This is a genomic window from Pannonibacter indicus (assembly GCF_001418225.1).
Taxonomy (GTDB): Bacteria; Pseudomonadota; Alphaproteobacteria; order Rhizobiales; family Stappiaceae; genus Pannonibacter; species Pannonibacter indicus.
This window is the reverse complement of sequence record NZ_LIPT01000001.1, coordinates 61,161-86,281: the sequence shown is the minus strand read 5'-3', so window position 1 is coordinate 86,281 and position 25,121 is coordinate 61,161. Positions and strand designations below refer to the sequence as shown.

Here is a 25,121-nt window from a genome sequence, read left to right as displayed (position 1 = left end):
TTATGGTTAATTCGATTTTAATTCCAGATCAAAGGTTTGCGATGTGCCTGGCGTGGGGCTTGGGCAGATATTGCGGGTGAGGGCGGGAGGTGGCCCGGCTGCACGTTCTTGCTGGCGGGCAAAAGGAAAAAGCCCCATGACCTAGGTCATGGGGCTGCACTGGTGCGCCGGATCCTGCTTTTTCAGGCGGTGCGCTGAACTGTGGAGGAGGACTGGGGATCTGCCGGCTCATCGCCTGCCTTGGCGTAGGCCCGCAGTTTGCGCAATGTTTCGCTCGGGATCTGCTGTACCACCTCGCCGGTTTCCCGGTCCATGGCGACATAGATGAATGACTGGCTTTCCGGATCGAGTGTATTCTTGCGCACGATCTCTCGCGAGACAAGTGGCGTTGGTACGCTCTGCTGATTGCCGTTCTCAGCGAGCTGGCGCTGTCTTTCAGAGTTCCCTGACGGTCTCACCGTCTGGGAACCCGGCAATTCAGTTTTAGCTGCGGGCTCGTTCTGTTCCGGAGCCCGCGTAGCCGGGGTTACTGCCGCATAGGCGGTCAGTGACGGCCGGATTGCTCCTGTATCCATGCCTGCCTCCTTCGGGTAACACTCCTTGACCCGATGGTATCACCCGCAAAATACAACGGGGATATGAATCCTCCGTTAACGGAAAGGTTAGACTTTTCGCGGGTGCTGGCAAGTGATTCGCGTCTCTGCGTCAAAGCGACCTGTTGATAGCGATCCCTTCCGCGATCCGGGGCGCCTGCGGTGAAGCGCCGCCCGGGCCGTAGGTCGTGGTCCTCTGCCGGGCGCCAACGGCCTGTGCGACCGTCGTCACCACGGTCGATGCCACTTCCCGCGCCGTAGACAGAACCGCCAGATTGATGCGCAGGACAGGTTGGAATTCCGCATGCTGCCGCCGCAAGGATTGTACCGCAGCCGGAGCCAGATTGCCCAGAGCCACAGAGTGCTCCTTGGCGAAGAGAACGCCTTGGGTGTAGTGGTGTACCAGCACGGCCTTTTCCGGCTGCAGCTCGCCTGCAGCACGCAACTGGCCTTCCCGCACCATATCTGTTTCCTTCTCGATCAGTTCGAGAAGCTTTTCCATGGTGTGGCAGACGGCAAGGCAAAAGCTCTCTGCCTCGGATCTGCTGGTTGGCCTTGCGGTGGAAAAGGGCAGGGCGGCTGTTTCCGGGGTGTGGGCGTTCACTGGTTTGCCTCCTGAAGGGCGAGCAATTCGCGCTCGATTGTGTTGGCCAGGCCGATTCCTCCGGCCGAAGCGATGGTTTTGGACATTTCGTCGATCAGCATTTTCTGCCAGGTGTCGGAGCCCTGTCCGCCGCCCCAGGCTCCGCCTTCCTCAAGGCCGGTGAACATCGACTGCATCATGGTGTTGAGGAAAACGGCCTCGAAGTTCTCGGCCTGCTTGCGGATTGAGTCGGGAGCGATGATGCGGCCGCCTCCCAGACGGGGCAGGGCAGCGGCGCTGGTGAGGGTGAGATCTGACGGCGTCATGGCTTAAAGGACCTCGATTTCGGCCTGCAGCGCACCTGCTGCCTTGATGGCCTGAAGGATGGAAATCATGTCGCGCGGGCCGATGCCGAGCGTGTTCAGCCCGTCAACCAGCTGCTGCAGGGTTACGCTCTCGCTGACGATCGCCAGCTTGTTTCCGCTTTCACTGACCGTCACATCGGTCTGCGGGGTGACTGCCGTCTGACCGTTTGCAAACGGGAGGGGCTGGTTCACCTGCGGATTTTCCGCGATGGTGACAGTGAGGTTCCCCTGGGCGACCGCCACGGTCGAGACCCTCACGTTCTGGCCCATCACGATGATGCCGGCGCTTTCATCGATCACGACGCGGGCCGGCTGATCCGGTTCGATGATCAGCTGCTCGATGTCGGTGAGCAGGTCCACCACATTGCCGTTGTAATCACGCGGCACGGTGAGCTGCACTGTGCCGGGATCCAGAGGCTCGGCGGTGGGGAAGCCGATCAGTTCATTGATGGCGAGGGCAACGCGGCGCGAGGTGGTCAGATCCGGGTTGCGCAAGGCGATGCGCACGGTGGTCATGCTGGCCAGCTTGAAGCCGACTTCCCGCTCGACCAGAGCACCATTTGCAATGCGGCCGGAGGTCGGCACGCCGCGTATCACCGAGGCTGCATCGCCTTGTGCTGCAAATCCGGAGATGGCTACTGCGCCCTGTGCAATGGCATAGGTCTCGCCATCTGCGCCCATCAGCGGCGTGACCAGCAGCGTCCCGCCCTGAAGGCTTTCCGCATTGCCCAGAGCGCTGACGGAGACATCGATGCGCGTGCCCTGTGTGGCGAAGGGAGGCAGGTTGGCCGTCACCATGACTGCCGCCACATTGTTGGTGTTGAGGTCCGCGGCTGTCGTGTTGACGCCCAAGCGCTCCAGCATGGCCTGCAGACTTTGCCGGGTGAAGGGCGAATTGCGCAGGCCGTCGCCTGTGCCTTTCAGGCCGACGACAAGGCCATATCCGATCAGCTGGTTCTCGCGGATGCCCTCGAAGTCCGAGATATCCTTGATCCGCGAGGCGGCTACCGCCGCAGGCGCAAGAGCCGTCAGGAGGACAGCCATGGCAGCGAAGAGGAGACTGGAACGGTACAGACGTGCAAATGGCATGGGAGGGACCCGGCGCATGAGTGGTTTGCACCTGCCTATGCGAAGTCCATGCCAGATTATCCACGCTTCCTAGCTTTGATATAAGATATTGAAAATAAATATATAAATCCCGGACTTTGCCGTGTTCCCGGTGTTTTGATCATATTCTGCCGGGACTCTGCCGGGCAATTCTTGCCGGGAGGACCGGATTTCCCTACCTTCGGGGATGGAAGAGTCTGACCGGGAGCCCCGTAGGGTCAGACAGGCTGTTACGGTGCAGGACCGGCCGGTGCAGGACCGGCTCATGAGACACGGGAAGCGAGGCCACAATGCGCATCACCAACAACACGCCCGTTTCCTCTGTTCAGGGCAAGGGCAGCAAGAAAAAAGCCGGTGGCGGCGGTAGTTTCCTGATCGGGGGCGATGGCGAGGCACATGCTGCCGTGTCGACGTCCTCCTCGTCGTCACTCTCGAGCATCGACGCCCTGCTTTCCCTGCAGGAGATGCAGGTCCAGCCGGATGACCGCGATGCTGCCACTGCGCGCGGGCATTCCATGCTGGATTTACTGGATGCGCTGAAGGCAGACCTTCTGGCCGGGGTGATTGAACCCATCCGGCTGGAGGAAATGATGAGCGCTCTGGCGGACCGCCCCGTCAGCAGCGATCCGGGGCTGGAATCGGTCATCGACGAGATCGAATTGCGCGTGAAGGTTGAGCTGGCTAAGCAGGGCCGGTTTACAAGTTGATGCATGCTGGCTGGCTGCGCGGCTGCGCAAACTTCGGGCGCAATGGATAACCAATTGAAATGAAAGGAATAAAGTTCAACATTTTTTTCGAGTTTGCCCGTTGTCGCTGACCTCCAGTGACTATATATTCCCCCCGTCCTAACGGTAACCGGAGTTTCCGATGACGGTTGAACTTGAGTCTGACTATCGACCTTCCGAGGACGAGCCGTTCATGAATGAACGGCAGCGCGAGTACTTCCGCAACAAGCTGCTCGCCTGGAAAGAGGACATCCTGCGTGAAAGCCGCGAGACGCTGGCGAACCTGCAGGAAGAAAGCACCAATCACCCTGACTTCGCTGACAGAGCCTCGTCGGAAACGGACCGTTCCATTGAACTGCGTGCACGTGACCGGCAGCGCAAGCTGATCTCAAAGATTGATGCGGCGCTGGAGCGGATTGAAGACGGCAGTTACGGCTATTGCGAAGAGACCGGTGAACCGATCTCCGTCAAGCGCCTGGAGGCCCGCCCGATTGCGACCCTGTCCATCGAGGCTCAGGAAGCGCATGAGCGCCGCGAAAAGGTGTACAGGGACGACTGAGATCCCGGCTCCTCGGTAAAATTTCAGCCCCCGTCAGCCGTGCTGCCGGGGGCTTTTGTTTGTCCGGGCTGCCTGTTTTCGGCCGGCTTGCGATCAGCCCTGTCTTTATGGGGAGGCAGGGGGCTGAGGAAAAACGGGCACGGCGCTCGGGGAGCGAGACGCCGTGCCCGTCATTCAGCCAGTCCGGCGTCCGGAACACCGGACTGGCAGGGGGATCAATTCGGGATGCATAAGGTTTTGCCCGGCAAAGGGCTCGGAGGGATCGGACTGACAGGCGGCTGGGGAGTGCAGCCGGTCAGCCTCTGTCAGGCTGGATCAGAAGGGCAGAACGATATCCAGCACCTGCTGGCCATAGCGCGGCTGCTGGACGTCGGTGATCTGGCCGCGTCCGCCATAGCCGATACGGGCCTCTGCGATCTTCTCGCTGACGATCGTATTGTCAGACTTGATATCCTGAGGGCGGACGACACCGGCGACGATCAACTCGCGTACCTCGAAGTTGACGCGGACTTCCTGCCGACCTTCGATCACCAGATTGCCGTTGGGCAGAACCTGGGTCACCACCGCCGCTACGGATGTCTTCAGTGTTTCCTTGCGGTCAACCGATCCAGATCCCTTGAAGGAGGAATTGGCGTTGACGGTTGCAAGAGCGTCAGCGCTGGCATTGCCCGGCAGCACAAACTTTTCGATGGCCGTACCGAGAGCCCCGCTCACGCCGGAGGAATCCGATCCAGTGCGGGAGCGCTTGGTTTCGTTGTCGAACTGAGCCTTGTCGGAAATCGTCACCAGAACGGTGAGCAGATCGCCGACTTGTTTTGCACGCTGATCCTCGAAGAACGCGCGGTTTCCGGACTTCCACAGTGAGTTGGCGTTGTAATGCGCGGGCTGGGGCGTCGGCATTGGCATCTGCACAGGACGGTAACCTGGCATGGTGGTCGGGTCCTGAATGGCATTGAGGGCCGGCGCCTTGCCGACCTGGGCAAGGCGGTCCGCAGAGCCGCATGCGGCGAGCGGCAAAGCCAGAAGTGTCAGGGCGACAGCCTTGTGAATCGGACGGATCATTGTGCGCTCTCCTGGGCAGGCAGGCTGGTGTTGGCGGCAAGTATGCGGGGAGTGCCGCCGAGGCGGACTTCTCCGCGGGCGCTCACGGTACCCCTGACGGTGCGGCGGGACTGCAGATTGATCACGTCGATCATGTCTCCATGTGCGCCTGCAGTTGCGGCCTGGCCTTGCGTAGTCAGTTTCATTCCCGAGATTTCATAGATCAGCGTGACCTTGTCGCCGCGCTGGATCAGCATCGGGCGTTCGAAGTCCGCCTTGCTGAGCTGGCGGCCCGGGCGCTGCTGGATGCGCGCGGCCAGTCCAATGATCTCCTGCGGATCTGTCACGGCCCGTCCCTGCACCCGCTCACGCGGCAGACGCATGGTTATCAGGTCCTGCTCCCGGACAATCGCCCCCTTGTCCAGCGGGCTTGCGAGTGCGACGACGGCCGTCATTTCCCTTGCAACGCCGGTGAGGCTGACACGGCGGTAGCCGTTTTCACTTGCGTAGGACATCACTATGTCGAACCGGCCGTCCGCGCGTGACCAGAGGGCCTGTTCGATCCGCAGGGGATCGGCAGAGCGCGGATCGGCGTGAATGATCTGCGGTGTGCGGGAGAAGACGATTTCAAGGTCATCTGCGGAAATCTGGCCCTCCTGCCGTGCAAGCCGCTCGGCGATGATGCCGGAGAGGCGCTGTGCATCGAAGGAAATCGAGTCACGGCGGACAATGACTTCTGCAAGTCCATCGGTGCCTGCAGACTTGAGGCCTGCCGCACGGGCGCGCTCGGCAACAAGTGCCGCGCTCACATTGCCCGATGTGCCCAGATCAGGCGAGCGGAACAGAGGTTCAAAGCCGGCAGCGCCTGCGTTGAGATAGAAATCACCGATGGTGACAATGTCCGAAGAAGTTACGACCTCCGGCCGCAGAACGGGAGCTTCGCTGCCGCGCTGCCAGACCGGCTGGCTGCTGCCTGCCGCAAGACTTGCGGCGCCGGGCATCAGGCCTGCGAGGGCGGCTCCAAGAAGCGCAAGGAACAGGGGTCTCATCACCAGCCTCCTTTTACCGCAGGTTGGTCGTGGTCGAGTACATGTCGTCAGCGGCCTTGATGATGCGGGAATTCATCTCGTAGGCACGCTGGGCGGAAATGAGATCCGCAATCTCCGTCACGGCATCGACATTCGCCATTTCGAGGAAGTTCTGCTGCAAGTTGCCGAAGCTGTTCTCGCCGGGAATGCCGACCTGTGCGGCGCCGCTGGCATCGGTCTGGAGGAAGAGGTTGTCGCCAATGGCTTCGAGCCCCGCCTTGTTGACAAAGCGGGCGAGCTGGATCTGGCCGAGGTTGACGCTGGCACCATCGACGGTCACCTGCACCGTGCCGTCGGACGAGATCGTCAGGTCGCGGCCATTTTCCGGGATGACGATGCCGGGCTCGATGGTATAACCGTCGACGGTGACCAGCGTGCCGTTGGCATCGCGCTCAAAGGAGCCATCCCGCGAATAGGCCGTGGTGCCATCGGGCATCTGGATCTGGAAGAAACCTTCACCGCGGATGGCAACGTCGGTTTCCTTGTTGGTCTGTTCCAGATTGCCCTGGCTCATGATGCGTGTGGTGGATGCGGTCTTCACACCCGAACCGATCTGCACGCCTGTCGGCACGATGGTGCCCGCGTTCGATGTGTCCGTGCCCATGCGGCGCAGGTTCTGATAGAGCAGATCCTGAAAATCGGCCCGCTGGCGCTTGAAGCCGGTTGTGCGCATGTTGGCAACGTTGTTCGAAATGACTTCAACGTTGAGTTCCTGCGCCTTCATGCCCGTGGCGGCGATATGGAGTGCTTTCATGGTGGTCTCTCCTGTCCGTCTCAGGCCTGCGACTTGCCGAGGCGCTCAACCGCTGAGCGGGACAGGTCATAGGTGTCCTTCATCAGCTTGGTCACGCTCTCGTACTTGCGGGTGATTTCGATCAGCTCTGTCACTGCCGTGATGCCATGGACGTTCGATTGCTCGACGGCGCCCTGGATCACCCGTGTGCGGGCGACGGGCTGCGGATTCGTGTAGGTCATCAGGTTGTTGCCGATGGAAACGGCGTCACGCGGTTCCTGGAAGGCGACAAGACGGATGCGCCCGCGCACGCCGAGCTCCGAGGAAATCGTCCCGTCAGCGGCAATGTCGATCTGCCCGTCCTGCGTGGTGAAGGTGATCGGGCCGCCTTCTGTCAGGACCGGGCGGCCATCCGGCGTGACCAGCTGGCCGGTGCTGTCGAGATGAAACGATCCGTTGCGCGTGTAGGCTTCGCTGCCGTCTTCCATCTGTACCGCAAACCAGCCGTCGCCATCGACGGCCAGATCGAGCGGATTGCCGGTCATGATGATTCCACCGGCCTGAAAATCCGTGAAGGTCCTGGCGTCCTGCACGTAGGAGAGGGTTCTGTCGCCGCGGTTGAAGGCCGTCGCCTGCGCCACCGGCATCAGATATTCCTCGAATTTCATGTGCTTGGCCTTGTAGCCAGACGTGGTCATGTTCGCCAGATTGTTGGCGGTCACATCCAGCTGCCTGCGCAAGGCAACCTGCCGGGACAGGTTAATGAGCTGCGCATTCTCCATGTTAACGATTCCTTTTTGCTCCCCGAGGGCACGCCAGCCTCCCCAGGTCAGCGTGCCACCACCCTTGTAGCAGGGACCGTGCCAGTTTTTATCTTGTTGAAATAATTGGTTATTTTTCTTTCCGTCGCGGGGCAGGGTGCAAATAGGTGAGGAAAAAATGAACCAGTGGGCAACAGTTGCCGGGTGATGGGTTAAGGAGTTGGTAACCACTCGTTAACGATTAACCCTTTAGAAACTATTCACGCGCAGGCATGTGCGGCAAGCTGGCGGGGCGGCAATGGCCGATACGGATACCGACGCCGAAAACGGCGAAGAAGGCGGTGCGAAAAAGGGCGGCAAGAAGAAGCTGATCATCTTCGGAGCGGCCGGGCTTGCTGCACTGCTCGTCATTGGCGGGGTGGTCTGGTTCCTGTTCCTGTCAGGGGGCGGAGAACCGGTAGACCCAACGGCTCCGCCCGTCGTGCAGCAGAAGCCGGTTGTCTTTTACGACCTGCCGGAAATGACCGTGAATCTGTCCACCGAAGGGCGGGCGACCTACCTCAGGGTGCGCATTGCGCTCGAGGTGTCAGATCAGGCAATGGTGGACCGGATCACTCCCTATCTGCCGCGTATTCTGGATGCGTTCCAGATTTACCTGCGTGAGTTGCGTCCCGCTGACCTCGAAGGGTCAGCCGGTTTGTTCAGGCTCAAGGAAGAGCTGCTCCGGCGCATCAATCTGGCGGTTCATCCTGCAAGGGTTGATGGAGTGCTGTTCAAGGAAATCCTGATTCAGTGACGGTGATACATGGCTGACGACGACGATCTGAGTGATGCCGACCTGGCTGATGCCTGGGGGGCCGCGCTCGCCGAGCAGGGGGCCGGCGACGACGACGATGATCTGGCCGCTGCTTGGGGAGCGGCGCTGGAAGAGCAGGGCGTCGGCAACGCGGACGACATGGCGGCCCAATGGGCGGCGATGATCGATGACAGCGAGCCGGAGCTTGAGAATGCCTCGCGCGGCGCAGACCGCGTTCTGAACCAGGAAGAAATCGACAACCTTCTCGGTTTCAATATCGAGGACACGATCTCGCGCGATCAGAGCGGTATCCGTGCGCTGATCAACTCGGCCATGGTGTCCTATGAACGCCTGCCGATGCTGGAAATCGTGTTCGACCGGCTTGTCCGCCTGACCACGACATCCTTGCGCAATTTCACGTCCGACAACGTGGAAGTGTCCCTGGATTCGATCAGCTCCGTTCGCTTCGGTGACTACCTGAACTCCATTCCCCTGCCCGCCATTCTGGGCGTGTTCAAGGCCGAGGAATGGGACGGTTTCGGACTTGTCACGGTGGAATCGAGCCTGATCTACTCGATCATCGATGTGCTCTTGGGCGGCGGGCGCGGCACGACGGGTATCCGCGTCGAAGGCCGGCCCTATACCACCATCGAGACCAACCTTGTCCGGCGCATGCTGGAAATCATCCTGGCGGATGCGGAGCAGGCTTTTGCGCCGCTTTCCCCGGTGCATTTCAGCCTGGAGCGCATGGAGACCAACCCGCGTTTTGCGGCGATCTCGCGCCCGGCCAACGCGGCCATCCTTGTCGAGTTGCGCATCGACATGGAGGACCGTGGCGGCACCATCGAGATCATGATGCCCTATGCCACGCTGGAGCCCATCCGTGACCTGCTGCTGCAGATGTTCATGGGCGAAAAATTCGGCCGTGATCCGATCTGGGAAGGGCATCTTGCGAGCGAGATTTACGCTGCCATGGTGGAAGTGGATGCGGTCCTTTACGAAACCTTCCTGCCGCTCAGCCGCGTCCTGAGCCTCGACGTGGGCCAGACACTGATTTTTGACGTGGAACCTGATGATCCGGTGACAATCAAGTGCGGCAACGTGGAGCTCAGTGAGGGTACACTCGGCAAGGTCGAGGATTCGATCGCGATTCGTGTCACCCGCGGATTGCGCAAGCCGAAGATGACTCTGGCCGCATTTGAACGGGCCATGCAGAAGGAAATGGAAACGTCATGACGTCCCTGCCGCTTGGAATGTTGATCGAGGCTCTGGTGGCTGTCCTTCTGCTGGTCACCATCGGCTATTGCTGGGTCCTGAACCGCCGGCTGCAGCGTCTGCGTGCCGATGAAGAGACGCTGCGCGCGACGATCTCGGAGCTGATCACCGCCACCGAAATTGCCGAGCGTGCCATTCTGGGCCTGAAAGCCACGGCAAATGACGCGGACAAGACACTTGGAACCCGCTTGACGCAGGCCGAGCATCTGTCCAAGGTTCTGGCCGGACAGCTGGGTGAGGGTGAAGCAGTCCTGACGCGCATCAGCCAGATTGCCGAAGCCGCCCGCACCGCGCATATGGCGGAGGATGCCCGCCGCGCTGCCGAGGAAGAGGCCCGTCAGCGCGCGCAAGCTCAGGCCCAGGCTGAAGCCGATGCCCGCCGCCTTGCAGCTGCCCAGCAGACGGCTGCCCCTGCCTACCAGCAGGCGCCTCAGGGCTATGTCGCGCCGCAGCCAGCACCGCGCCCGGCACCTCCGGCAGCGCCCTATGCCGGCGCCTACCGTCCGTCCGCTCCCGCGCCTGCCGCACCGGCTCCGTCTCCTTCAGTGAGCGCGCGGGACATCCGTGCTGCGGCGGCCGAAGCAACCGCCCGTCTTGAACGCTTCCGCAAGAAGTCAGGGGAGGCCGCTGCTTGAACCTTCGCCTGCTTCCAGTTGTCGGCATAGCTGCCAGCGCCCTTCTGGCGCTGAAGCTGCTCGGCCTTGTGCTCGGTGGGCACACGGCCGTGGGCCCGGTCATGGAAGCAAGAGCGCAGGCCCAGCCCGCGCCGCAGCAGGCTGCGCAGCCGCAGGAAGCGCCGTCTGCCGGAACGCCTGCGACTGGTGAGACGCTTCCGGAGGTTCCTGCCGTGCCTGACACCCTGGAGCTTGGAGGGTCAAGTGCGGAACGTGCCGTTCTGGAGAGCCTTGGCGAGCGGCGCAGGGCCTTGCAGGATCAGGAAGGGCAGCTTGATCTGCGGGAGAAACTGCTGCAGGCGACCGAAGAGCGGCTGCAGCAGCGGGTTGACGAACTCAAGTCGCTCGAGCAGCAGATCCAGCAGGGTGTCGAAGAGAAGAAGCGGCAGGAAGAGGGCGAGATTGCAGCGCTGGTGATCATGTATGAAAACATGAAGCCCAAGGACGCAGCCCGCATCTTCGACCGGCTTGAACTTGATATCCTGCTGAAGGTCGTGCGCCAGATGAAGCCGCGCAAGATGGCTGACATTCTGGCGCGCATGTCGCCCGAGGCGGCTGAAAAGCTGACCGTGGCGATCGCCAGCGGCGATGCGAACCAGCTTCAGGGGGCTTCCATCCAGGCCCCGGCTGCACTTCCGAAAATCGGCTCAAACTGACGGAAAGCGCCGAGTTTTGCGGTGCGGCGTAACAGGGTGTTAAGGCCGGTCCCCTAGAGTCACTTCGGAGCTTGTTCCAGAGGATAACCCTGACCTTGTTGAATGTTGTGAGGCATGCACGCCAGTGGGCCTCGGCCAGGGTCCACGCAGTGTTCCGGTATATTCCGGGAGCGGCTGTTTCGTGCCGCAGCCTTGCTGTTCTGTTTGCCGTGTCCTTGCCGCTGATGCCTTTGACCCCGGCCCATGCCCAGACGGCTGAGCCCGTGGACATGGAAGCGCGGGCCGAAGAGGGCTACGGCCGGATGATCCTGACCTTCAAGGACAGGACACTGCTGCCGCATTATGATGCCGCCGTCACAAACAATGTGCTGCGTGTTGCCTTTGAGGCGCCGATTCAGATCAACGTGGATGATGTCCCGCTGCAACTGGGGAACTACGTGGCCATCGCCCGCCGTGACCCGGATGGCAGCGCCATCCGCTTTGCCCTGAAAGACAGATTCCGCATCAACACGCTTGAAGCGGGCGAGAAGCTGTTCATCGATATTCTGCCTTCCAACTGGCAAGGCCTGCCGCCCGGCCTGCCGGATGAGGTGGTGCGTGAACTGGCGCGGCGCGCCGAGGAGGCCATGCGGCAGGTCCGGGCCCTCGAACAGGCGCGTCTGAAGGCGCAGGAGGGGCCGAAGGTCACGCTCCATGTCGGGGATCACCCGACCTTCACGCGTCTGGTCTTTGACTGGTCCATCCAGTTTGATACGGCCTTTGTGCGGGAAGACGACATCGTCCGCATCACCTTCAATCATCCCGCTCAGCTGGATGTTGGCGACCTGCGCGCCCGCCTGCCGCGTGGTGTCGTTGATGCGACAGCCTTCATTGATGAGGGCAAGCTCAAGTTTCTGATGCGTCTTGAGCCGGGTGTCGACATCCGGGCTTTCCGCGAAGAGCAGACCTATGTGGTCGACATCAGTCCGCCGGAAGCAAGGGTGCCGGTGGATCCGGCCAATGCTGCCATAAATGACGCAATGGGGGCCGGAGTGCCTTCCGGAGCATCCGGCATGATCATTGCGCCGGGGAACCGCGACTATACCCCCCGCACGCCTGATGGAGCCCCTGCCTCCGGCATGCCGCAGCCGGGCCGGGACCCGGTGTTCGACGGGGTTGAGGGCGGTGGCGTGAGCCGTCCGAGACCGGGGGCCATCGGCCCGCGGGTGGTGCCTGAAACGCCGGTTGCGCAGAGCAGCCCGGCAACCGGCCTTGAAGCCGCTGAGGCTCCCGTTGATGTGGCTCTGGCTGAGCCCGGCAGCGGAGAAGCGTCTTTTCCGCTGCCCCGGGCCAAGCCGGTCTCCGCAACGGAACTGGCTTTGCAAGGCCCCGTGACGGATGTTGCGCAGATGAATCCGCCTGTGGTCATTCCCCCCCTCGCCGGCGAGCCGGAGACGGTGGCTTCGGTTGCGTTCGTTCCACCGGTCCAGGAACCGGCACCGGCGACTGCACAGCCTGAAGGCGAGGCTCCGCAAGCCACTCCTGTTGCGGAGGGGCCTGCTCTGCAGGCTGGTGACCGGCTGATTGATGTGGCGCCTCTTGATCCGGTGCCCGTGCCGGCACGCCGCTCTGCCGCGCCTGCTGTTCAGGAGCCTGTGCCGGCGGATTTGCCGCCTGTCATTGATGTGACGGGGGTGTCGCAGCCGCAAAGCAATGAAGCCTGGCGGGCAACTGGCGGCAACGATGCTGCGGGCACGCAGGCGCAGAGCATGCCGCCGAGCATCTTTGGCGGACCGGCCCGCTCGCCAGAAAGCCTGCCGCCCGATGCGGCGGAAGCAACCCTTAATTTCGTTGCTGCCGAAGCCCGGCGGATCGGCAACTCGGTGCGTGTCGTGTTTCCTTTCCGGGAACAGGTCTCCACGGCGCTGTTCCGGCGCAACAACAGTGTCTGGATGGTGTTCGATACCAGCTCGGCGATCGACGTGCGCGGCATGCGTTCTGCTCTCGGAGATATCGCCAGCGAGGTCGATATCCAGAGCTACGGTGACTTCTCGGTGCTCCGGGTGAACGTCAGTTCTGCCACGCTGGCGACCCTCGGTGCCGACGGTAACGCCTGGAATCTCGTCATCGGCGACATGATCGTCGAACCCTCGCGCCCGCTGCTGCTGGAGCGCACGGTGCGGATCGACGGGGGATCGGTACTGCGGGTGTCATTCCAGAACCCGCGTTATGTCCGCAGGTTTACCGATCCGGATGTGGGGGACGAAATTCATGCGGTGACCGGCTTTGGCCCTGCGCGGGGCCTGCTCAAGCCGCAGAGCTTTGTCGATCTGGATGCGCTGTCTTCCGCGCATGGTGTTGCGGTCGTGCCAAAGTCGGATGGAGTGCGCGTGCAACTGGTGGGGGATGACGTCATCCTGGAGAAGACCGATGGCCTGATCCTGTCCAGCAGCCACCTGCGGCAGGGGTCCGGTTCCTTCACCTCGCTCGTTGCTGCGGACAGTGTTGCCTCCATCGAATTCTCCAACCTGACGACCTCGGCGCCGGAGGATTTCATCCGCCGCCGCAGTGAGCTGGAAGCGGCCATGGCGGCGGCGCCCGAAGGGCGCCGGCAGGGTCCCAGGCTTGATCTGGCCCGGTTCTATCTGGCGCATGTGTTTCCTCATGAATCGCTCGGCCTGATGAAACTGGCTCTGGAGGAAGAGCCGGCCCTGGCGCAGGATCCGATGTTCAATCTCATGATGGGCGCGGCCCAAACGCTTGCCGGACGGCCGCGTGAGGCACTGCCGCATCTGAGCCGTCATGATCTCAAGAACAATCCGGACGCAGCCGTCTGGCAGACCATCGTTGAAGTCGCGCTTGGCCAGTGGGCCCCGGCCCGCGCAGCACTGGCGCGCGGCCGTTCCGTCATTGGCAACTACCCCGTCAATATTCAGGCCGAGTTCAATCTGGCTGCCGCACAGGCCATGGTGGAACTGAATGACTTCGGCATGGCCAATGCCATTCTTGCGGAGATCGAGCCGGCGCTCATCACCCCGCAGCAGGCCACCCGCTATGACCTTCTGCGCGGCCGCGTGGCCGATGCGTCGGGCCGTTCGCTGGAGGCGCTCACCGCCTTTGATCTTGTTGCCCGCAGTTTTGACCGTCCGCGCGCGGCCGAAGCCCAGTACCGTGCGCTGCGTATCCGTTACCGGGACGGAGAGATCAACATCGACACTGCGATCAACGAGCTTGGCGGCCTTGCGGCCTCCTGGCGCGGTGACGAGACGGAACTGAAGACGCTGCGGCTGCTCGCCCAGCTGCAGGCGGAAAAGGGCAATTACCGCGAGGCGTTCGAGGCGATGAAGTCTGCGCTTCAGGCTCAGCCGGACGCGGAGACCACCCGCCTGCTGCAGGAGGAGATGTCCGCACTTTTTTCCAGCCTCTTCCTGCATGGCAAAGCGGACGAAATGCCTGCCGTGAAGTCTCTTGCGCTGTTCTATGATTTCCGCGAACTGATGCCGGTGGGGCGTCAGGGGGACGAGATGGTGCGCAAGCTCGCCAAGCGGCTGGTTGAAGTGGATCTTCTCGATCAGGCTGCCGGTCTGTTGCAGCATCAGGTGGACAACCGCCTGAAGGGGGCTGCCCGCGCACAGATCGCGGCCGACCTTGGTGCCATCTATCTGATGGACCGCAAGCCGGAGCGGGCCCTGGCGGTGCTCAACCGCACCCGTCAGGCAAACCTGCCTTCGTCCCTGGAGCGGCAGCGGAATATCATCGAGGCGCGTGCCATGACGGAGAGCGGCCGTCCGGATCTGGCGCTGGAACTGGTGCGCAACATGCGCGGGGCCGATGTGGACCGGTTGCGCGCCGATACGTTCTGGAAAGCGCAGAGCTGGCGTGAGGCGGGGGAGCAGCTGGAGGCCATGTATGGCTCACGCTGGTCGGACAATATTCCGCTGGAGCAGATCGAACGGGACGACATCCTGAAGGCCGCGATCAGCTATTCGCTGGCCGGCGACCAGCTCAGCCTGGACCGCTTGCGCACCAAATATGCGAAGAAGATGTCGGACAGTCCCCATGCTGCGTCGTTCGAGGTGGTCACCCGGCCCATCGCGGCACAGGGAGTCGAGTTCCTGGAGGTGGTCAGAGGCATTGCCGCAACGGATACGCTCGACACCTTCCTGCAGGAATACCGGCGCCAGTACATGTCGCCTTCCGCGGACAGTGGCAGCAGCTCACTGGCCAATGCCATGCCGGCCAATGGCTGACACCATATCCGGCGCCCGGGGTTCCTGCCGCATACGGACCGCAGCGGCCTGATCCTCTGCTGAAGCTTCCGGAGAAACTGATTCAGCTCTTAAAGAGATTGATTCAAGAGCTGCGGGAATTGATTCCGGAATTCGCTTTAATCATTTGATTTATATGTTTTTTGCGGGGGCGCTATCCGGCGGCGCCGAAGCTTCTCACCAAACTTCCGGCCACGAGATACCAGCCATCAACAAGCACGAAGAAAATCAGCTTGAAGGGCAGGGAGATGACCACTGGCGGCAGCATCATCATGCCCATGGACATGAGGATGGAGGCAATCACCAGATCGATGATCAGGAACGGCAAATAGAGCAGGAAGCCGATCTCGAAGGCGCGGCGCAGCTCGCTGATCATGAAGGCCGGGATCAGGACCTGAAAGCTCAGGTCCTGTGGTGTTTCCGGCGGGGCCTGACCTGAGAGCTCCTGAAACAGGCCAAGATCCTTCTCCCGCACCTGGGTCAGCATGAAGGCATGAAAAGGCTCGGAAGCCCGCTCAAAGGCCTGATCGAATTCGATGGTTCCTTCCACCAGCGGCTGGATGCCCTCGTTATACGCCGTCTGCAGCGTGGGGGCCATGATGAAGGCTGTCAGGAAGAGGGCCAGTGACACCATCACCGTATTGGGCGGGGCCGTCTGCAGGCCGATGGCGGAACGCAGCAGCGACAGAACCACGACAATGCGGGTGAAGCTCGTCACCATCACAAGGATCGACGGAGCCAGGCTGAGAATTGTCAGCAGGGCCACGAGCTGCAAGGCGCGCTGCGTCACGCCCGTGCCTTCGCCAAAGCCGATGGAAATGTCCTGCGCCAGTGCCGGGGCGGCGAGCAGCACCGCTGCTGTACCGGCCAGAGCAAATGCCGTCAGGCGCACATATCTGGCAGATCTGGTTGCGCCCTTGCGAACGTTCATTTGCGCTCTTGCGTGCCGATTTCGGACAGGAGGCGTGCCATCTCTTCTTCAATGGCGGTCACGCCGGGATTGTCACGGGCGGTCTGAACCTTGATCTCCGGAGCCGCACCCGGTTGCTCTGCCTCGCTGTCCTGTGATGCGTCAGGCTCCGGTGCAGCGGCTTTGGGGGCTTCGGCCTCTGTTGCCCGGGCTGCAGCCGGTGCGGATGCCGAGGACTTGCCCTGCAGATGGCCATCGAGAACATCAGCCAGGGCATCGGCCAGCAGATCGTCTGCCATACCGCCCTGCGCTGCGCTTGCCGGTTCTGCGGAGGGGCGTGCCGGGGCAAGAGGCGCGAACAGGTCTTCTTCGTCTGCTGCAGCATCCGGGGTGGCGGCGCTTTTTCCTTCGGGCTGGGCTGAGCTTGCCGGGCTTCCGGCCTGCTGGGCCGCCGGTGTGTTGTCCACCTGCGGAGCTGCGGCGCTTTCGGTCTTCACCGGAGCCGGCGGAACCTCCGCCGCAGCTTCGCTGCGTGCTTCACCGGCGGCTGCGGTGCCGGCGGGGGCTGCGGCCACTGCCGCGCCTGCCGTGTTCGCCGGGGTGCCCGCCTGTGTGCCGCCGGGAGCACCTGCGCCGCCGCGATAGCTCGCCGCGCGGGCCGGGTCCAGCCGCAGATACGGGTTGGTGGCCAGAGAGCCCAGGCCTTCGCCGCTGCGTTCTGCGGGGCTGCGAACTTCTGCTGCTGTGGCGGAAGGTGAGGCGCCTGCAGATTCCGTGGCATTCTGAGCGGCAGCAGGCTGGGTCCGGGCGGTGTCTGCCGCCGTAGCCTCGCCCGGCACAGGGCTCTGGCCGGCAGCAAGCGGATTCTGGAAAACGGTGCGTGCGCGGGCCGCGGGACCCGAAGAGGGAGGCGTGACCTGACGGCGCGGCTCGGGCTCGGGGGCCGGAGCCTGAACGTCGGATGAGGCTGACCGGGAGAAGGTGCGTGCGAGCCCCGCAACGGCAGCGCCTGCCGCAGCGACCGAGGCACCCGCCTTCTGGGTGAGAGCAGAGGTTGCCGACTGGACTGTGCCGCCAGCGGCGGGCTCCCTCGGGGCGGGCAGGGGATCAGACTGGACAGCGCTTCTGATGGCCGGAGCGGAAACTTCCGGCGCGCGCATGGCCGGGTCGGACGCCCGCAGGGCAGGGCTGGCCGAAGCGGCAGGTGCCGGTACTGACGGGGCTGCGGATGTCCCGGCTGACATGGCTTGCGCTGCGCGGGCGCGCAGGGTCTTGATCGTGTCGAGCGGCGATGTCACCGGCTTGAGTTCCGGACCTGCGCCGCCAGCTATCTGGACGGAGGGCGCCTGGGCGGCGTGAGGCATGGAGGTCTGGGGTGCCTGAGGCGTCTGGGGTGCCTGGGCCTTGGCTGCAGGCGCTTCAGCTGCCGGAGCATGCGGGCGCGGGGCGGAAGGAGCTGTTGCCTGAGGTGCCGGTGCGGCATCGAGCTGCGGCTCGTTTTGTCCGCGCGCACGGGCGCTGGCGGCGAGACTGCCGGCTGCCGCTGCTGCACGGGCGGCAAGATTTGCGGCAAGGCGCTGCGGACCGGAGGCGGCGCTCTGCGGCTTTTCAGCTGCGGAGGGGTGGGCACGCAACGGCGGTGGGGCAGAAGGCGCAGGAGCTGAGGACGGGGCGGCCGCAGCGGGCGAGGGGGCAGACGGAGCCGTCATGACCGCTACGGGAGCCGCAGCAGGGGCAGGGACGGGGCTGTCGCCGGTGTCATAGTCCGGCGCACCATAGCCCGCCAGCTGGCGCTGGTAGTTTGCGGCGACCGGAGTGCCGCGAATGATCGTCTGTTCAACTACCACATCTGTCGGTCCGCCGACGAGAATGAGATGCTCCACATTATCGCGGCGCACCAGCAGCAGGCGGCGGCGGGCATCAATGTTCATGGCATCCATCACCGCGATGCGCGGCTGGCGGTTGCGGCCTGCGTTGATGCGGTTGCCGGTGAATTGCCGCAGAAAATAGACCATCAGGCCGATCAATGCGAAGACGATGGCCAGCGCAATAATGAAAGACATCGCCCGTGCGATGCCGTCTCCGACGCCGAAAGTATCCGCGATCCACTCGTACATACCAACCTCATTACTCTGCGCCGGACTGGCGGCCGCCTCCTTGCCGGGTCAGGCGCCAGATCTCCCTTGCATTCAGCCGCAGGGCAGACTTCTGCCCCGCCTGCGTGATAGATCAGAGCTGCAAATAGCATCTGCGGGCGCCGAGGTATACCTCCCAGTTACCCGTCAGCCTGTTGCAGCGCTTCACTTGCGCCTTTCCAGACTTGCAAGCCGGCGCAATGCGCAACCATCGCCGCGTCTGCCTCCGGCTCTGCCCGGTTGCTGGCCCGGTTGCTGGCCCAGTTGCTGGCCAACTTCTTGGGCCGGTGCTCCTGCGCCGTGCTGGCACTCCATTCCCTCATCCATGGTGGGGGAATGTAGCGGCGGAAGCTTGCGCCGCCCGGTTGCCCCCCGCATGATTCTGACTGGACAAATGTGACCAGCTTGTCTCGCCAGTCTATCGAATCGGCTGAGCCCCTAAATATTAACAGGGGCAGGCAAAAAATGCCGGGTGGTTTTGTTGTTTGCGGCCGTGCTTGAGCGGGTTGTTTACGAGTTTCCACGGAAAACTGCGGCCTTGTTGCGAAAATCATTAACGCGCCATTAACTTTCCGTTAACCCTTTGAGCGGCAGTGTTTGCCGGATTGTTAACGAATGGTGACTCGCATGTCTCTGACCGACCTGCCGATGTTCCGGGCGATCAAGTCCAAAATGCAGTGGCATCAGGCCCGGCAGGGCGTGCTGGCCGAGAATGTTGCCAATGCGGATACGCCGGGATACCGGGCGAGGGAGCTCAAGGCCTTCAAGGTGGACGAGGATCTGAAATTCGCCAATCCGGGGCTTGAGACGGTGCGCACCCAGGCGGGGCATCTGTCGGGCGTGATGCGTGCGTCCTCCGGCGGCGGTCAGATTTCGCCCAGCACCTTCGAGACAACGCCGGATGGCAACAATGTGGTTCTCGAAGAGCAGATGATGAAGGTCACGCAGAACCAGATGGAGTTCCAGGCGGCGGCGACGCTCTACAGCCGCAGCATGAAGCTCCTCAAGACTGCCATCGGCAAGTCTGCCTGAGGCGGGCTTTGAACACTTGCAAAGGAGAGTGCCATGGATCTGACCAAGACGCTGTTCGTTTCGGCTTCCGGGCTTAAGGCGCAGACGGGCCGCATCCGCGTGATCGCGGAAAACATTGCCAATGCGGATTCCACGGGCCGCACGCCGCAGGAAGATCCTTACCGCCGCAAGATTCCGACCTTCACGAACCGTTTCGAGAAGGAGCTGAATGCGGAAGTCGTCGCCTTGGGCCGGATCCAGGAAGACCAGTCGCAGTTTCCCACCCGCTACGAGCCCGGCCATCCGGCCGCCGATGCGGAAGGCAATGTGCGCATGCCCAACGTGAATTCGCTGGTGGAAAGCGTCGACATGCGCGAGGCGCAGCGCTCTTATGAAGCGAACCTGAACGTCATCGAGACGACCCGCAGCATGCTGCAGCGGACCATCGACATCCTGCGCGGCTGATCCTTCGGCTGGCGCATCTGAACCTGAACCCAGAGGATAATCCATCATGGCTATTCCATCCGTTGCCGCGAATGCCTATCAGACGATGGCCCGCCTCGGACAACAGGGGCAGGGGCCTGCCGCCGGCGAAGGGGCTGCCGGTGCCCTTACCCAGACCCCGGATTTCGGCGGCATGGTGCGCGACGCTCTCAGTTCCGTCTCTGATGCAGGGCACAAGTCCGAGGGATTGGCCCTTGGCCTTGTCCAGGGCAAGGCAGACGTGGTTGATGTGGTGACGGCCATCGCAGAAACGGAAGTTGCGCTGGAAACGATGGTCTCCGTGCGTGACCGCGTGATTGCGGCTTACGAGGAAATCATGCGCATGTCGATCTGATGGCAGATCGCAGCGGGACGAAAGGCTGAAGACCAGATGACCGGACCTGAGGTCATGGATATTGCCCGCGAGGGCATCTGGACCCTGGTGCTGGTCGCGGCTCCGGTGATGGTTGTTGGCCTTGTCGTCGGCGTGATTGTTGCCCTGTTTCAGGCTCTGACCCAGATTCAGGAAATGACACTGGTGTTCGTTCCGAAGATCCTGGCGATTTTCGTGACGATGATCATCACCTTTCCCTTCATGGGCAGCATGCTCAACGCTTTCATGATGCGTATTTCCGAGATGATCCTGACGACCGGTCCAGGCTAGAGGGGAGGGGGATGTGACCATCCAGCTCTCTTTCCTGCCGGAAATGGCGGCTGTCTTCATGCTGATGTTTGCCCGGCTTGGCACGCTTATGATGCTGCTGCCGTCCTTCAGCGAGCGGTCTATTCCCATGCGGCTGCGCCTGACACTGGCTCTGGCACTGACCCTGTTGCTTTATCCTATGGCGTCCCGGCTCTATCCGGCGGGCCTGACCGGAAACCTCAACCGTTTCGGGGTGATGCTGGCGGGGGAGTTCATCATCGGATTTGCCGTTGGCCTGTGCGGGCGCATGATCACCGCGGCCCTGACGACCGCGGGCGTCATCATCGCCAACCAGACGGGCCTGTCCTTCGCGCTTGGGTCGGATGTGACCAATGCCGGCCAGCAAGGCGCATTGATCGGCAACTACCTGTCCATTCTTGCTGTCACGCTGATCTTTACCACGGATACCCATTATCTGATGATCGCGGCGCTGCATGACAGCTTCAGCCTGTTTCCACCGGGCGTGGTGCTGCCGGTGGGAGACTTTGCCCGGATGGCGCAGGAGACGGTCTCCGGGGTGTTTTCCATCGCCATGCGTATCAGCGCCCCCTTCATCGTGGTGGGGCTTGTCTTCTATTTCGGCCTTGGCCTTCTCAACAAGCTGATGCCACAGATGCAGATCTTCTTCATCTCGGCACCTGTTGGCATTGCCATCGGCATCCTGCTTCTTTACGCGCTTCTGATCGCCATCATGAACAAGTACCTGGCGTATTTCACCGAGGCGATCGGCAAGTTCACAGGGGGATAGGCCGGCCTGCCGGGTCCCGCCTGCAGGTGGGGGCGGCGGCTGGCTGATCCCATTCAACACGTCCGGGCATTCCGTTCGCGCTTCTGCGGACGGTGGCTTCAGGGGAAACAATGTCTGACCAGACCGACGATTCGGAGAAAACCGAGGACCCCACGCAAAAACGCTTGAAGGAAGCGTTGGAGCGAGGGGATGTCGCAAAATCTCAGGAAGTCAGCACGTGGTTCACGCTCGCCGGAACCGCGATGATCATTGCATTTCTGGCGCCCAGAGTGTTTTCCAGCCTTGGTGGCAAGCTGAAGTGGTACGTGGAACACGCCGATGCTATTCCCGCAGATGGCGGCGGGCTTGTTGCGCTATGGAGCAACACCGGGCTGGTGGTGGCTGCCGCCGTCGCTCTGCCCATGCTGACCATGATGATCATGGCTGTCATCGGCAACATGGTGCAGCATGAACTGGTCTTCTCGGCGGAATCGCTGAAGCCGAAACTCTCCAAAGTCTCGCCAATGTCGGGCTTCAAGCGGCTGTTCTCGGCCGACAGCCTGATGAATTTTCTCAAGGGACTCGTCAAGATCGTCATCGTTTCCACGCTGATGGTCGCCGTGCTCTGGCCGGAGCGGGACATGGCGGAAGCCGTCATGTTCATGGACGAGCTGATGGTGATGGAGGAGACCCGTATTCTTGCGCTGAAGCTTATCGGTGCCATTCTTGCCGTCATGACCATCGTTGCTGCCCTGGATTTCCTTTGGCAGAAGACGAAATGGTTCAAAAAGCAGAAGATGAGCCTCCGGGAAATCAAGGAAGAATACAAGCAGACGGAAGGTGATCCGGCGGTAAAGGGCAAGATCCGCCAATTGCGCATGGAGCGCAGCCGCCGCCGCATGATGAGCGCCGTGCCCCAGGCGACGGTGGTTGTCACCAACCCGACGCACTACTCTGTTGCACTCAAATATGAGGATGGAATGGGGGCGCCTCAGGTGGTCGCCAAGGGTGTCGACGCAGTCGCCTTGCGCATTCGGGAAATTGCGAAAGAGAACAAGGTGCCTATCGTCGAGAACCCGCCGCTGGCCCGTGCGCTCTACGCGGCGACGGAAATCGATCAGTTCATTCCCGAAGAACACTTCAAGGCAGCGGCCGAGGTCATCGGCTTTGTCTACAGAATGCGGAAAACCCGGAGCTGGCGCGATAATTGACACCAGATCGGTTGAATTTAGCTGCGCGGGGCAGAATGCTGCATGAAAGACCGAATCCCGCCGGGCGGGAGGGAGAAGAGTGGTAATGAGCGACAGGGACTCACACATGGCAGAGCCGGTTGTAGACCGTGCAGAGCGGCAGGGAAGCATTGCCGCGCTGCTGCTTCTGGCCTTGGCCCTTCTGGGCGCGGCCGCGGCCTTTGCGGTCATGGGCCGCGAGGCTGCAGAGCCCTATGTCCTTGCCCTGCTTGGCATTCTGGCTGTGGTCGGTGTTTTTTCACTGTTCGCGGCAGCCATCGGCCTGTTGCGCTTTTCCACGCGCGGCCGTGCCAGTCCGCTCGGCGGAGCCTTTCTGGACACATTGGAGGAGGGGGCGGTTGTCACCGACGCTGAAGGCCGTCTGATCTACGCGAACCAGGCCTATGCCATGCTGACGGGCGCTGAAACTCCCGCTGAGGTGCGCACCATCGAACGGGTATTCTCCAGCGATCCGGATGCGGCCGATGTGATGTTCCGCCTGTCCCAGGCCATGCGCGACGGGCGCAAGGCGCAGGAGGAAGTGCGGCTTCCCGCGGCGCTGGACGGCGATGACAGCGGCGCCCGCTGGTACAGGGTGTCCGTGCGGCCCTTGCAGATCCCGCGCAAGGAAGGCGGTTCCGGCCGGCCGCTGATGGTCTGGCAGCTTGCCGACATCACCCGCGACCGCAGCGATCAGGAAAGCTCCTTCCAGGAGCTGCAGCGCGTCATCAATTTCCTTGATCATGCCCCCGCAGGCTTCTTCTCCTGCGATGCGCGTGGACGGATCGTCTATCTCAACGCCACGCTGGCCGACTGGCTGGGCTATGATCTGGCCCAGTTCCAGGCTGGTGAAGTGCTGCTGGCTGACATCATCCGGGGGGATGGCGCTGAGCTGGTGCGGTCTGTGCGCGGCTCTGCCGGTGAGGTGAAGAGCGAAACCTTCGATCTTGATCTCGTCACCCGCAATGGCCGGGGCCTGCCGGTGCGTCTGCTGCACCGGGTTCCCTTTGGCGCCGAAGGCGTTCCCGGCGACAGCCGCACGCTGGTGCTCAACCGCTCGCGCGGGGAAGAGGTGGCCGAGGCGCTGCGGGCGGCCGAAGTGCGCTTTGCGCGCTTCTTCAACAACACGCCGATTGCCATCGCCTCGCTGGACGCGGAGGGCCGGGTCCTGCGCACCAATGCGCCGTTCCTGCGTCTGTTTGGACCGGTCGATATTTCCGGCTCCGGCACCCGCATGCAGGATTTCGTCGCTGAGCATGGCCGGGAGGAACTGTCGCGGGCGCTCTCTGCCGCCGCAAAGGGGATCGGCGAGATCGCGCCGGTTGACCTGCCGCTGGCCAATGCCTCTGACGGGCGCTCTGCCACCTTCTATGTCTCTGCGGTGCAGGACGGGGAAGGGGATGGCGAGATGGCCATCGTCTACGCGCTGGAGACGACACAGCAGCGGGCGCTGGAAGCCCAGTTCGCCCAGAGCCAGAAGATGCAGGCCATCGGCCAGCTGGCGGGTGGCGTGGCGCATGACTTCAACAACGTGCTGACCGCCATCATCGGCTTCTCCGATCTTTTGCTGGCGAGCCACAGGCCGACCGATCCGTCCTTCCAGGACATCATGAACATCAAGCAGAATGCCAACCGCGCGGCGGGCCTTGTCCGCCAGCTGCTGGCCTTCTCGCGCCGCCAGACCCTGCGCCCGCAGCAGCTGGCGCTCAATGATGTGCTGGCCGATCTCGCCAACCTGCTGGACCGCCTGCTGGGCGAAAAGGTGGAGCTGAAGGTGGTGCATGGCCGCGACCTGTGGCCGGTGATGGCGGACGTGAACCAGCTGGAGCAGGTGATCGTCAATCTCGCGGTCAATGCGGGCGACGCCATGTCCGACGGCGGCCGCCTGACCATCCGCACCTCAAACGTGACGGAAGAGGACTCGATCCGCTTCGACAACACGCGCGGCATGCCGCCCGGCGAATATACGCTGATCGAGGTGGAAGACACCGGGCACGGCATGACGCCGGAGATCATGGAAAAGATCTTCGAGCCTTTCTTCTCCACCAAGGAAGTGGGCAAAGGCACCGGTCTTGGCCTCTCCACCGTCTATGGCATCGTCAAGCAGACCGGCGGCTACATCTTCTGCTCGTCCGAGGTGGGCGTGGGAACGGTCTTCCGCATCTTCTTCCCGCGGTACATTCCCAAGGAGCAGCCGGTCATCGAGAAGAAGATCATCGAGGACAACGACAAGGTGAAGGACCTCACCGGCTCGGCCTCGATCCTCTTGGTGGAAGACGAGGAGGCCGTGCGCGCCTTTGCCGCCCGTGCGCTTGCCTCACGCGGTTACACCGTCCACGAGGCAGGGTCCGGCACGGAAGCGCTGGAGGTGATGGAGGAAACCGGCGGCAGCATCGATCTGGTGGTGTCGGATGTGGTCATGCCGGAAATGGACGGCCCCTCGCTCTTGCGCGAATTGCGCAAGACACGGCCCGATCTCAAGATCATCTTCGTTTCGGGCTATGCGGAAGACGCCTTCGAGGAGAACCTGCCGGAAGGCGAAACCTTCTTCTTCCTGCCCAAGCCCTTCACCCTCAAGCAGCTGGCGACAACCGTGAAGGACGTGCTGTCGAGCTGAGGCGGCGGGGGCATGATCTGGCGGAGACGCCGCACATCATGGTCCCGTCTGGCTGGCTGCGAATGCAAGGCAAATGAAAATAAGCGCGGTGTGGAAGCAGCGC

At 62.4% G+C, this 25,121-nt stretch carries 24 protein-coding genes; 14 read left to right on the top strand and 10 right to left on the bottom strand.

The window, feature by feature from the left end:
* Positions 1-182: 182 nt before the first annotated feature.
* From ASC48_RS00410 to ASC48_RS00395, 4 genes are all read right to left on the bottom strand, one after another.
* Positions 183-365 carry a hypothetical protein gene (locus ASC48_RS00410; RefSeq protein ID WP_055453873.1) on the bottom strand — a complete coding sequence of 61 codons (183 nt, stop codon included), beginning with the start codon at positions 363-365 and terminating at the stop codon, positions 183-185.
* Between the two features lie 340 nt (positions 366-705).
* Positions 706-1,197, bottom strand: a complete 492-nt coding sequence (locus ASC48_RS00405) for a hypothetical protein (protein WP_208975477.1) — start codon at positions 1,195-1,197, stop codon at positions 706-708.
* Positions 1,194-1,502, bottom strand: a complete 309-nt coding sequence (locus ASC48_RS00400; RefSeq protein WP_050472589.1) for a rod-binding protein — start codon at positions 1,500-1,502, stop codon at positions 1,194-1,196. The genes ASC48_RS00405 and ASC48_RS00400 overlap by 4 nt, the downstream gene beginning before the upstream one ends.
* Positions 1,503-1,505: 3 nt before the next feature.
* Positions 1,506-2,630: a flagellar basal body P-ring protein FlgI gene (locus ASC48_RS00395; protein WP_409843052.1), complete on the bottom strand. Its 1,125-nt coding sequence runs from the start codon at positions 2,628-2,630 to the stop codon at positions 1,506-1,508.
* A 308-nt stretch (positions 2,631-2,938) separates the two neighbouring features.
* Between ASC48_RS00395 and ASC48_RS00390 the strand changes: the two genes are divergently transcribed.
* Positions 2,939-3,355, top strand: coding sequence for a flagellar assembly protein FliX (locus ASC48_RS00390; RefSeq protein ID WP_055453872.1), 417 nt, complete (start codon positions 2,939-2,941; stop codon positions 3,353-3,355).
* 160 nt (positions 3,356-3,515) lie between these two features.
* Complete coding sequence (gene dksA, locus ASC48_RS00385) at positions 3,516-3,932, top strand: RNA polymerase-binding protein DksA (RefSeq protein ID WP_026355707.1); 417 nt, start codon at positions 3,516-3,518, stop codon at positions 3,930-3,932.
* Between the two features lie 315 nt (positions 3,933-4,247).
* Here dksA and flgH read toward each other — a convergent pair whose 3' ends face one another.
* Genes flgH through flgF form a run of 4 tightly spaced genes read right to left on the bottom strand, consistent with a single transcriptional unit; the run spans position 4,248 to position 7,576 of the window.
* Positions 4,248-4,994 (bottom strand): flagellar basal body L-ring protein FlgH, encoded by a 747-nt coding sequence (gene flgH / locus ASC48_RS00380; RefSeq protein ID WP_055453871.1) that lies wholly within the window; start codon positions 4,992-4,994, stop codon positions 4,248-4,250.
* Entirely contained in the window at positions 4,991-6,022 is a 1,032-nt protein-coding gene (gene flgA, locus ASC48_RS00375) for a flagellar basal body P-ring formation chaperone FlgA (RefSeq protein ID WP_208975475.1), read from the bottom strand. Before flgA ends, flgH begins: the two co-directional genes overlap by 4 nt.
* 13 nt (positions 6,023-6,035) lie before the next feature.
* Positions 6,036-6,815 carry a flagellar basal-body rod protein FlgG gene (flgG, locus tag ASC48_RS00370; RefSeq protein WP_055453870.1) on the bottom strand — a complete coding sequence of 260 codons (780 nt, stop codon included), beginning with the start codon at positions 6,813-6,815 and terminating at the stop codon, positions 6,036-6,038.
* 20 nt (positions 6,816-6,835) lie between these two features.
* A complete protein-coding gene (flgF, locus tag ASC48_RS00365; protein ID WP_055453869.1) occupies positions 6,836-7,576 on the bottom strand; it encodes a flagellar basal-body rod protein FlgF in 741 nt (246 codons plus the stop codon).
* Positions 7,577-7,853: 277 nt separating this feature from the next.
* Here flgF and ASC48_RS00360 point away from each other — a divergent pair, with 277 nt between their 5' ends.
* The 5 genes from ASC48_RS00360 to ASC48_RS00340 all read left to right on the top strand — a co-directional run bounded on the left by ASC48_RS00360 (position 7,854) and on the right by ASC48_RS00340 (position 15,185).
* Positions 7,854-8,351 carry a flagellar basal body-associated FliL family protein gene (locus ASC48_RS00360; RefSeq protein WP_055453868.1) on the top strand — a complete coding sequence of 166 codons (498 nt, stop codon included), beginning with the start codon at positions 7,854-7,856 and terminating at the stop codon, positions 8,349-8,351.
* Positions 8,352-8,360: 9 nt separating this feature from the next.
* A complete protein-coding gene (gene fliM / locus ASC48_RS00355) occupies positions 8,361-9,587 on the top strand; it encodes a flagellar motor switch protein FliM (protein WP_055453867.1) in 1,227 nt (408 codons plus the stop codon).
* Positions 9,584-10,261 (top strand): DUF6468 domain-containing protein, encoded by a 678-nt coding sequence (locus tag ASC48_RS19875; RefSeq protein WP_055453866.1) that lies wholly within the window; start codon positions 9,584-9,586, stop codon positions 10,259-10,261. Before fliM ends, ASC48_RS19875 begins: the two co-directional genes overlap by 4 nt.
* Complete coding sequence (locus ASC48_RS00345) at positions 10,258-10,956, top strand: MotE family protein (RefSeq protein ID WP_055453865.1); 699 nt, start codon at positions 10,258-10,260, stop codon at positions 10,954-10,956. The genes ASC48_RS19875 and ASC48_RS00345 overlap by 4 nt, the downstream gene beginning before the upstream one ends.
* A gap of 149 nt (positions 10,957-11,105) precedes the next feature.
* Positions 11,106-15,185 (top strand): tetratricopeptide repeat protein, encoded by a 4,080-nt coding sequence (locus ASC48_RS00340; RefSeq protein WP_208975474.1) that lies wholly within the window; start codon positions 11,106-11,108, stop codon positions 15,183-15,185.
* Positions 15,186-15,357: 172 nt separating this feature from the next.
* Here ASC48_RS00340 and fliP read toward each other — a convergent pair whose 3' ends face one another.
* Together fliP and ASC48_RS00330 are read right to left on the bottom strand one after the other, a co-directional pair.
* Positions 15,358-16,134 (bottom strand): flagellar type III secretion system pore protein FliP, encoded by a 777-nt coding sequence (gene fliP / locus ASC48_RS00335; RefSeq protein ID WP_141658834.1) that lies wholly within the window; start codon positions 16,132-16,134, stop codon positions 15,358-15,360.
* A complete protein-coding gene (locus ASC48_RS00330; RefSeq protein WP_055453864.1) occupies positions 16,131-18,230 on the bottom strand; it encodes a flagellar biosynthetic protein FliO in 2,100 nt (699 codons plus the stop codon). The genes fliP and ASC48_RS00330 overlap by 4 nt, the downstream gene beginning before the upstream one ends.
* A gap of 645 nt (positions 18,231-18,875) precedes the next feature.
* Here ASC48_RS00330 and flgB point away from each other — a divergent pair.
* The 7 genes from flgB (at position 18,876) to cckA (ending at position 25,018) form a co-directional block, all read left to right on the top strand.
* Entirely contained in the window at positions 18,876-19,280 is a 405-nt protein-coding gene (gene flgB / locus ASC48_RS00320; protein ID WP_072242482.1) for a flagellar basal body rod protein FlgB, read from the top strand.
* Positions 19,281-19,313: 33 nt separating this feature from the next.
* The gene (flgC, locus tag ASC48_RS00315) at positions 19,314-19,724 is read left to right on the top strand and encodes a flagellar basal body rod protein FlgC (protein ID WP_055453862.1); all 411 of its coding nucleotides are present in this window, start codon (positions 19,314-19,316) and stop codon (positions 19,722-19,724) included.
* Between the two features lie 46 nt (positions 19,725-19,770).
* Entirely contained in the window at positions 19,771-20,097 is a 327-nt protein-coding gene (fliE, locus tag ASC48_RS00310; protein ID WP_055453861.1) for a flagellar hook-basal body complex protein FliE, read from the top strand.
* A gap of 36 nt (positions 20,098-20,133) precedes the next feature.
* Complete coding sequence (gene fliQ, locus ASC48_RS00305; RefSeq protein WP_055453860.1) at positions 20,134-20,406, top strand: flagellar biosynthesis protein FliQ; 273 nt, start codon at positions 20,134-20,136, stop codon at positions 20,404-20,406.
* Between the two features lie 13 nt (positions 20,407-20,419).
* Positions 20,420-21,193 carry a flagellar biosynthetic protein FliR gene (fliR, locus tag ASC48_RS00300; protein WP_055453859.1) on the top strand — a complete coding sequence of 258 codons (774 nt, stop codon included), beginning with the start codon at positions 20,420-20,422 and terminating at the stop codon, positions 21,191-21,193.
* A 110-nt stretch (positions 21,194-21,303) separates the two neighbouring features.
* Entirely contained in the window at positions 21,304-22,383 is a 1,080-nt protein-coding gene (gene flhB / locus ASC48_RS00295; RefSeq protein ID WP_055453858.1) for a flagellar biosynthesis protein FlhB, read from the top strand.
* A gap of 85 nt (positions 22,384-22,468) precedes the next feature.
* The gene (gene cckA, locus ASC48_RS00290; RefSeq protein ID WP_055453857.1) at positions 22,469-25,018 is read left to right on the top strand and encodes a cell cycle histidine kinase CckA; all 2,550 of its coding nucleotides are present in this window, start codon (positions 22,469-22,471) and stop codon (positions 25,016-25,018) included.
* Positions 25,019-25,121: the final 103 nt, after the last annotated feature.

What these genes read in the sequence shown, in the direction of transcription:
- ASC48_RS00400 (WP_050472589.1), bottom strand. Translation starts at nt 1,502, where the DNA reads ATGACGCCGTCAGATCTCACCCTCACCAGCGCCGCTGCCCTGCCCCGT.
- ASC48_RS00395 (WP_409843052.1), bottom strand. Translation starts at nt 2,630, where the DNA reads ATGCCATTTGCACGTCTGTACCGTTCCAGTCTCCTCTTCGCTGCCATG.
- ASC48_RS00390 (WP_055453872.1), top strand. Translation starts at nt 2,939, where the DNA reads ATGCGCATCACCAACAACACGCCCGTTTCCTCTGTTCAGGGCAAGGGC.
- dksA (WP_026355707.1), top strand. Translation starts at nt 3,516, where the DNA reads ATGACGGTTGAACTTGAGTCTGACTATCGACCTTCCGAGGACGAGCCG.
- flgH (WP_055453871.1), bottom strand. Translation starts at nt 4,994, where the DNA reads ATGATCCGTCCGATTCACAAGGCTGTCGCCCTGACACTTCTGGCTTTG.
- flgA (WP_208975475.1), bottom strand. Translation starts at nt 6,022, where the DNA reads ATGAGACCCCTGTTCCTTGCGCTTCTTGGAGCCGCCCTCGCAGGCCTG.
- flgG (WP_055453870.1), bottom strand. Translation starts at nt 6,815, where the DNA reads ATGAAAGCACTCCATATCGCCGCCACGGGCATGAAGGCGCAGGAACTC.
- flgF (WP_055453869.1), bottom strand. Translation starts at nt 7,576, where the DNA reads ATGGAGAATGCGCAGCTCATTAACCTGTCCCGGCAGGTTGCCTTGCGC.
- ASC48_RS00360 (WP_055453868.1), top strand. Translation starts at nt 7,854, where the DNA reads ATGGCCGATACGGATACCGACGCCGAAAACGGCGAAGAAGGCGGTGCG.
- fliM (WP_055453867.1), top strand. Translation starts at nt 8,361, where the DNA reads ATGGCTGACGACGACGATCTGAGTGATGCCGACCTGGCTGATGCCTGG.
- ASC48_RS19875 (WP_055453866.1), top strand. Translation starts at nt 9,584, where the DNA reads ATGACGTCCCTGCCGCTTGGAATGTTGATCGAGGCTCTGGTGGCTGTC.
- fliP (WP_141658834.1), bottom strand. Translation starts at nt 16,134, where the DNA reads ATGAACGTTCGCAAGGGCGCAACCAGATCTGCCAGATATGTGCGCCTG.
- ASC48_RS00330 (WP_055453864.1), bottom strand. Translation starts at nt 18,230, where the DNA reads ATGTACGAGTGGATCGCGGATACTTTCGGCGTCGGAGACGGCATCGCA.
- flgB (WP_072242482.1), top strand. Translation starts at nt 18,876, where the DNA reads ATGTCTCTGACCGACCTGCCGATGTTCCGGGCGATCAAGTCCAAAATG.
- flgC (WP_055453862.1), top strand. Translation starts at nt 19,314, where the DNA reads ATGGATCTGACCAAGACGCTGTTCGTTTCGGCTTCCGGGCTTAAGGCG.
- fliE (WP_055453861.1), top strand. Translation starts at nt 19,771, where the DNA reads ATGGCTATTCCATCCGTTGCCGCGAATGCCTATCAGACGATGGCCCGC.
- fliQ (WP_055453860.1), top strand. Translation starts at nt 20,134, where the DNA reads ATGACCGGACCTGAGGTCATGGATATTGCCCGCGAGGGCATCTGGACC.
- flhB (WP_055453858.1), top strand. Translation starts at nt 21,304, where the DNA reads ATGTCTGACCAGACCGACGATTCGGAGAAAACCGAGGACCCCACGCAA.
- cckA (WP_055453857.1), top strand. Translation starts at nt 22,469, where the DNA reads ATGAGCGACAGGGACTCACACATGGCAGAGCCGGTTGTAGACCGTGCA.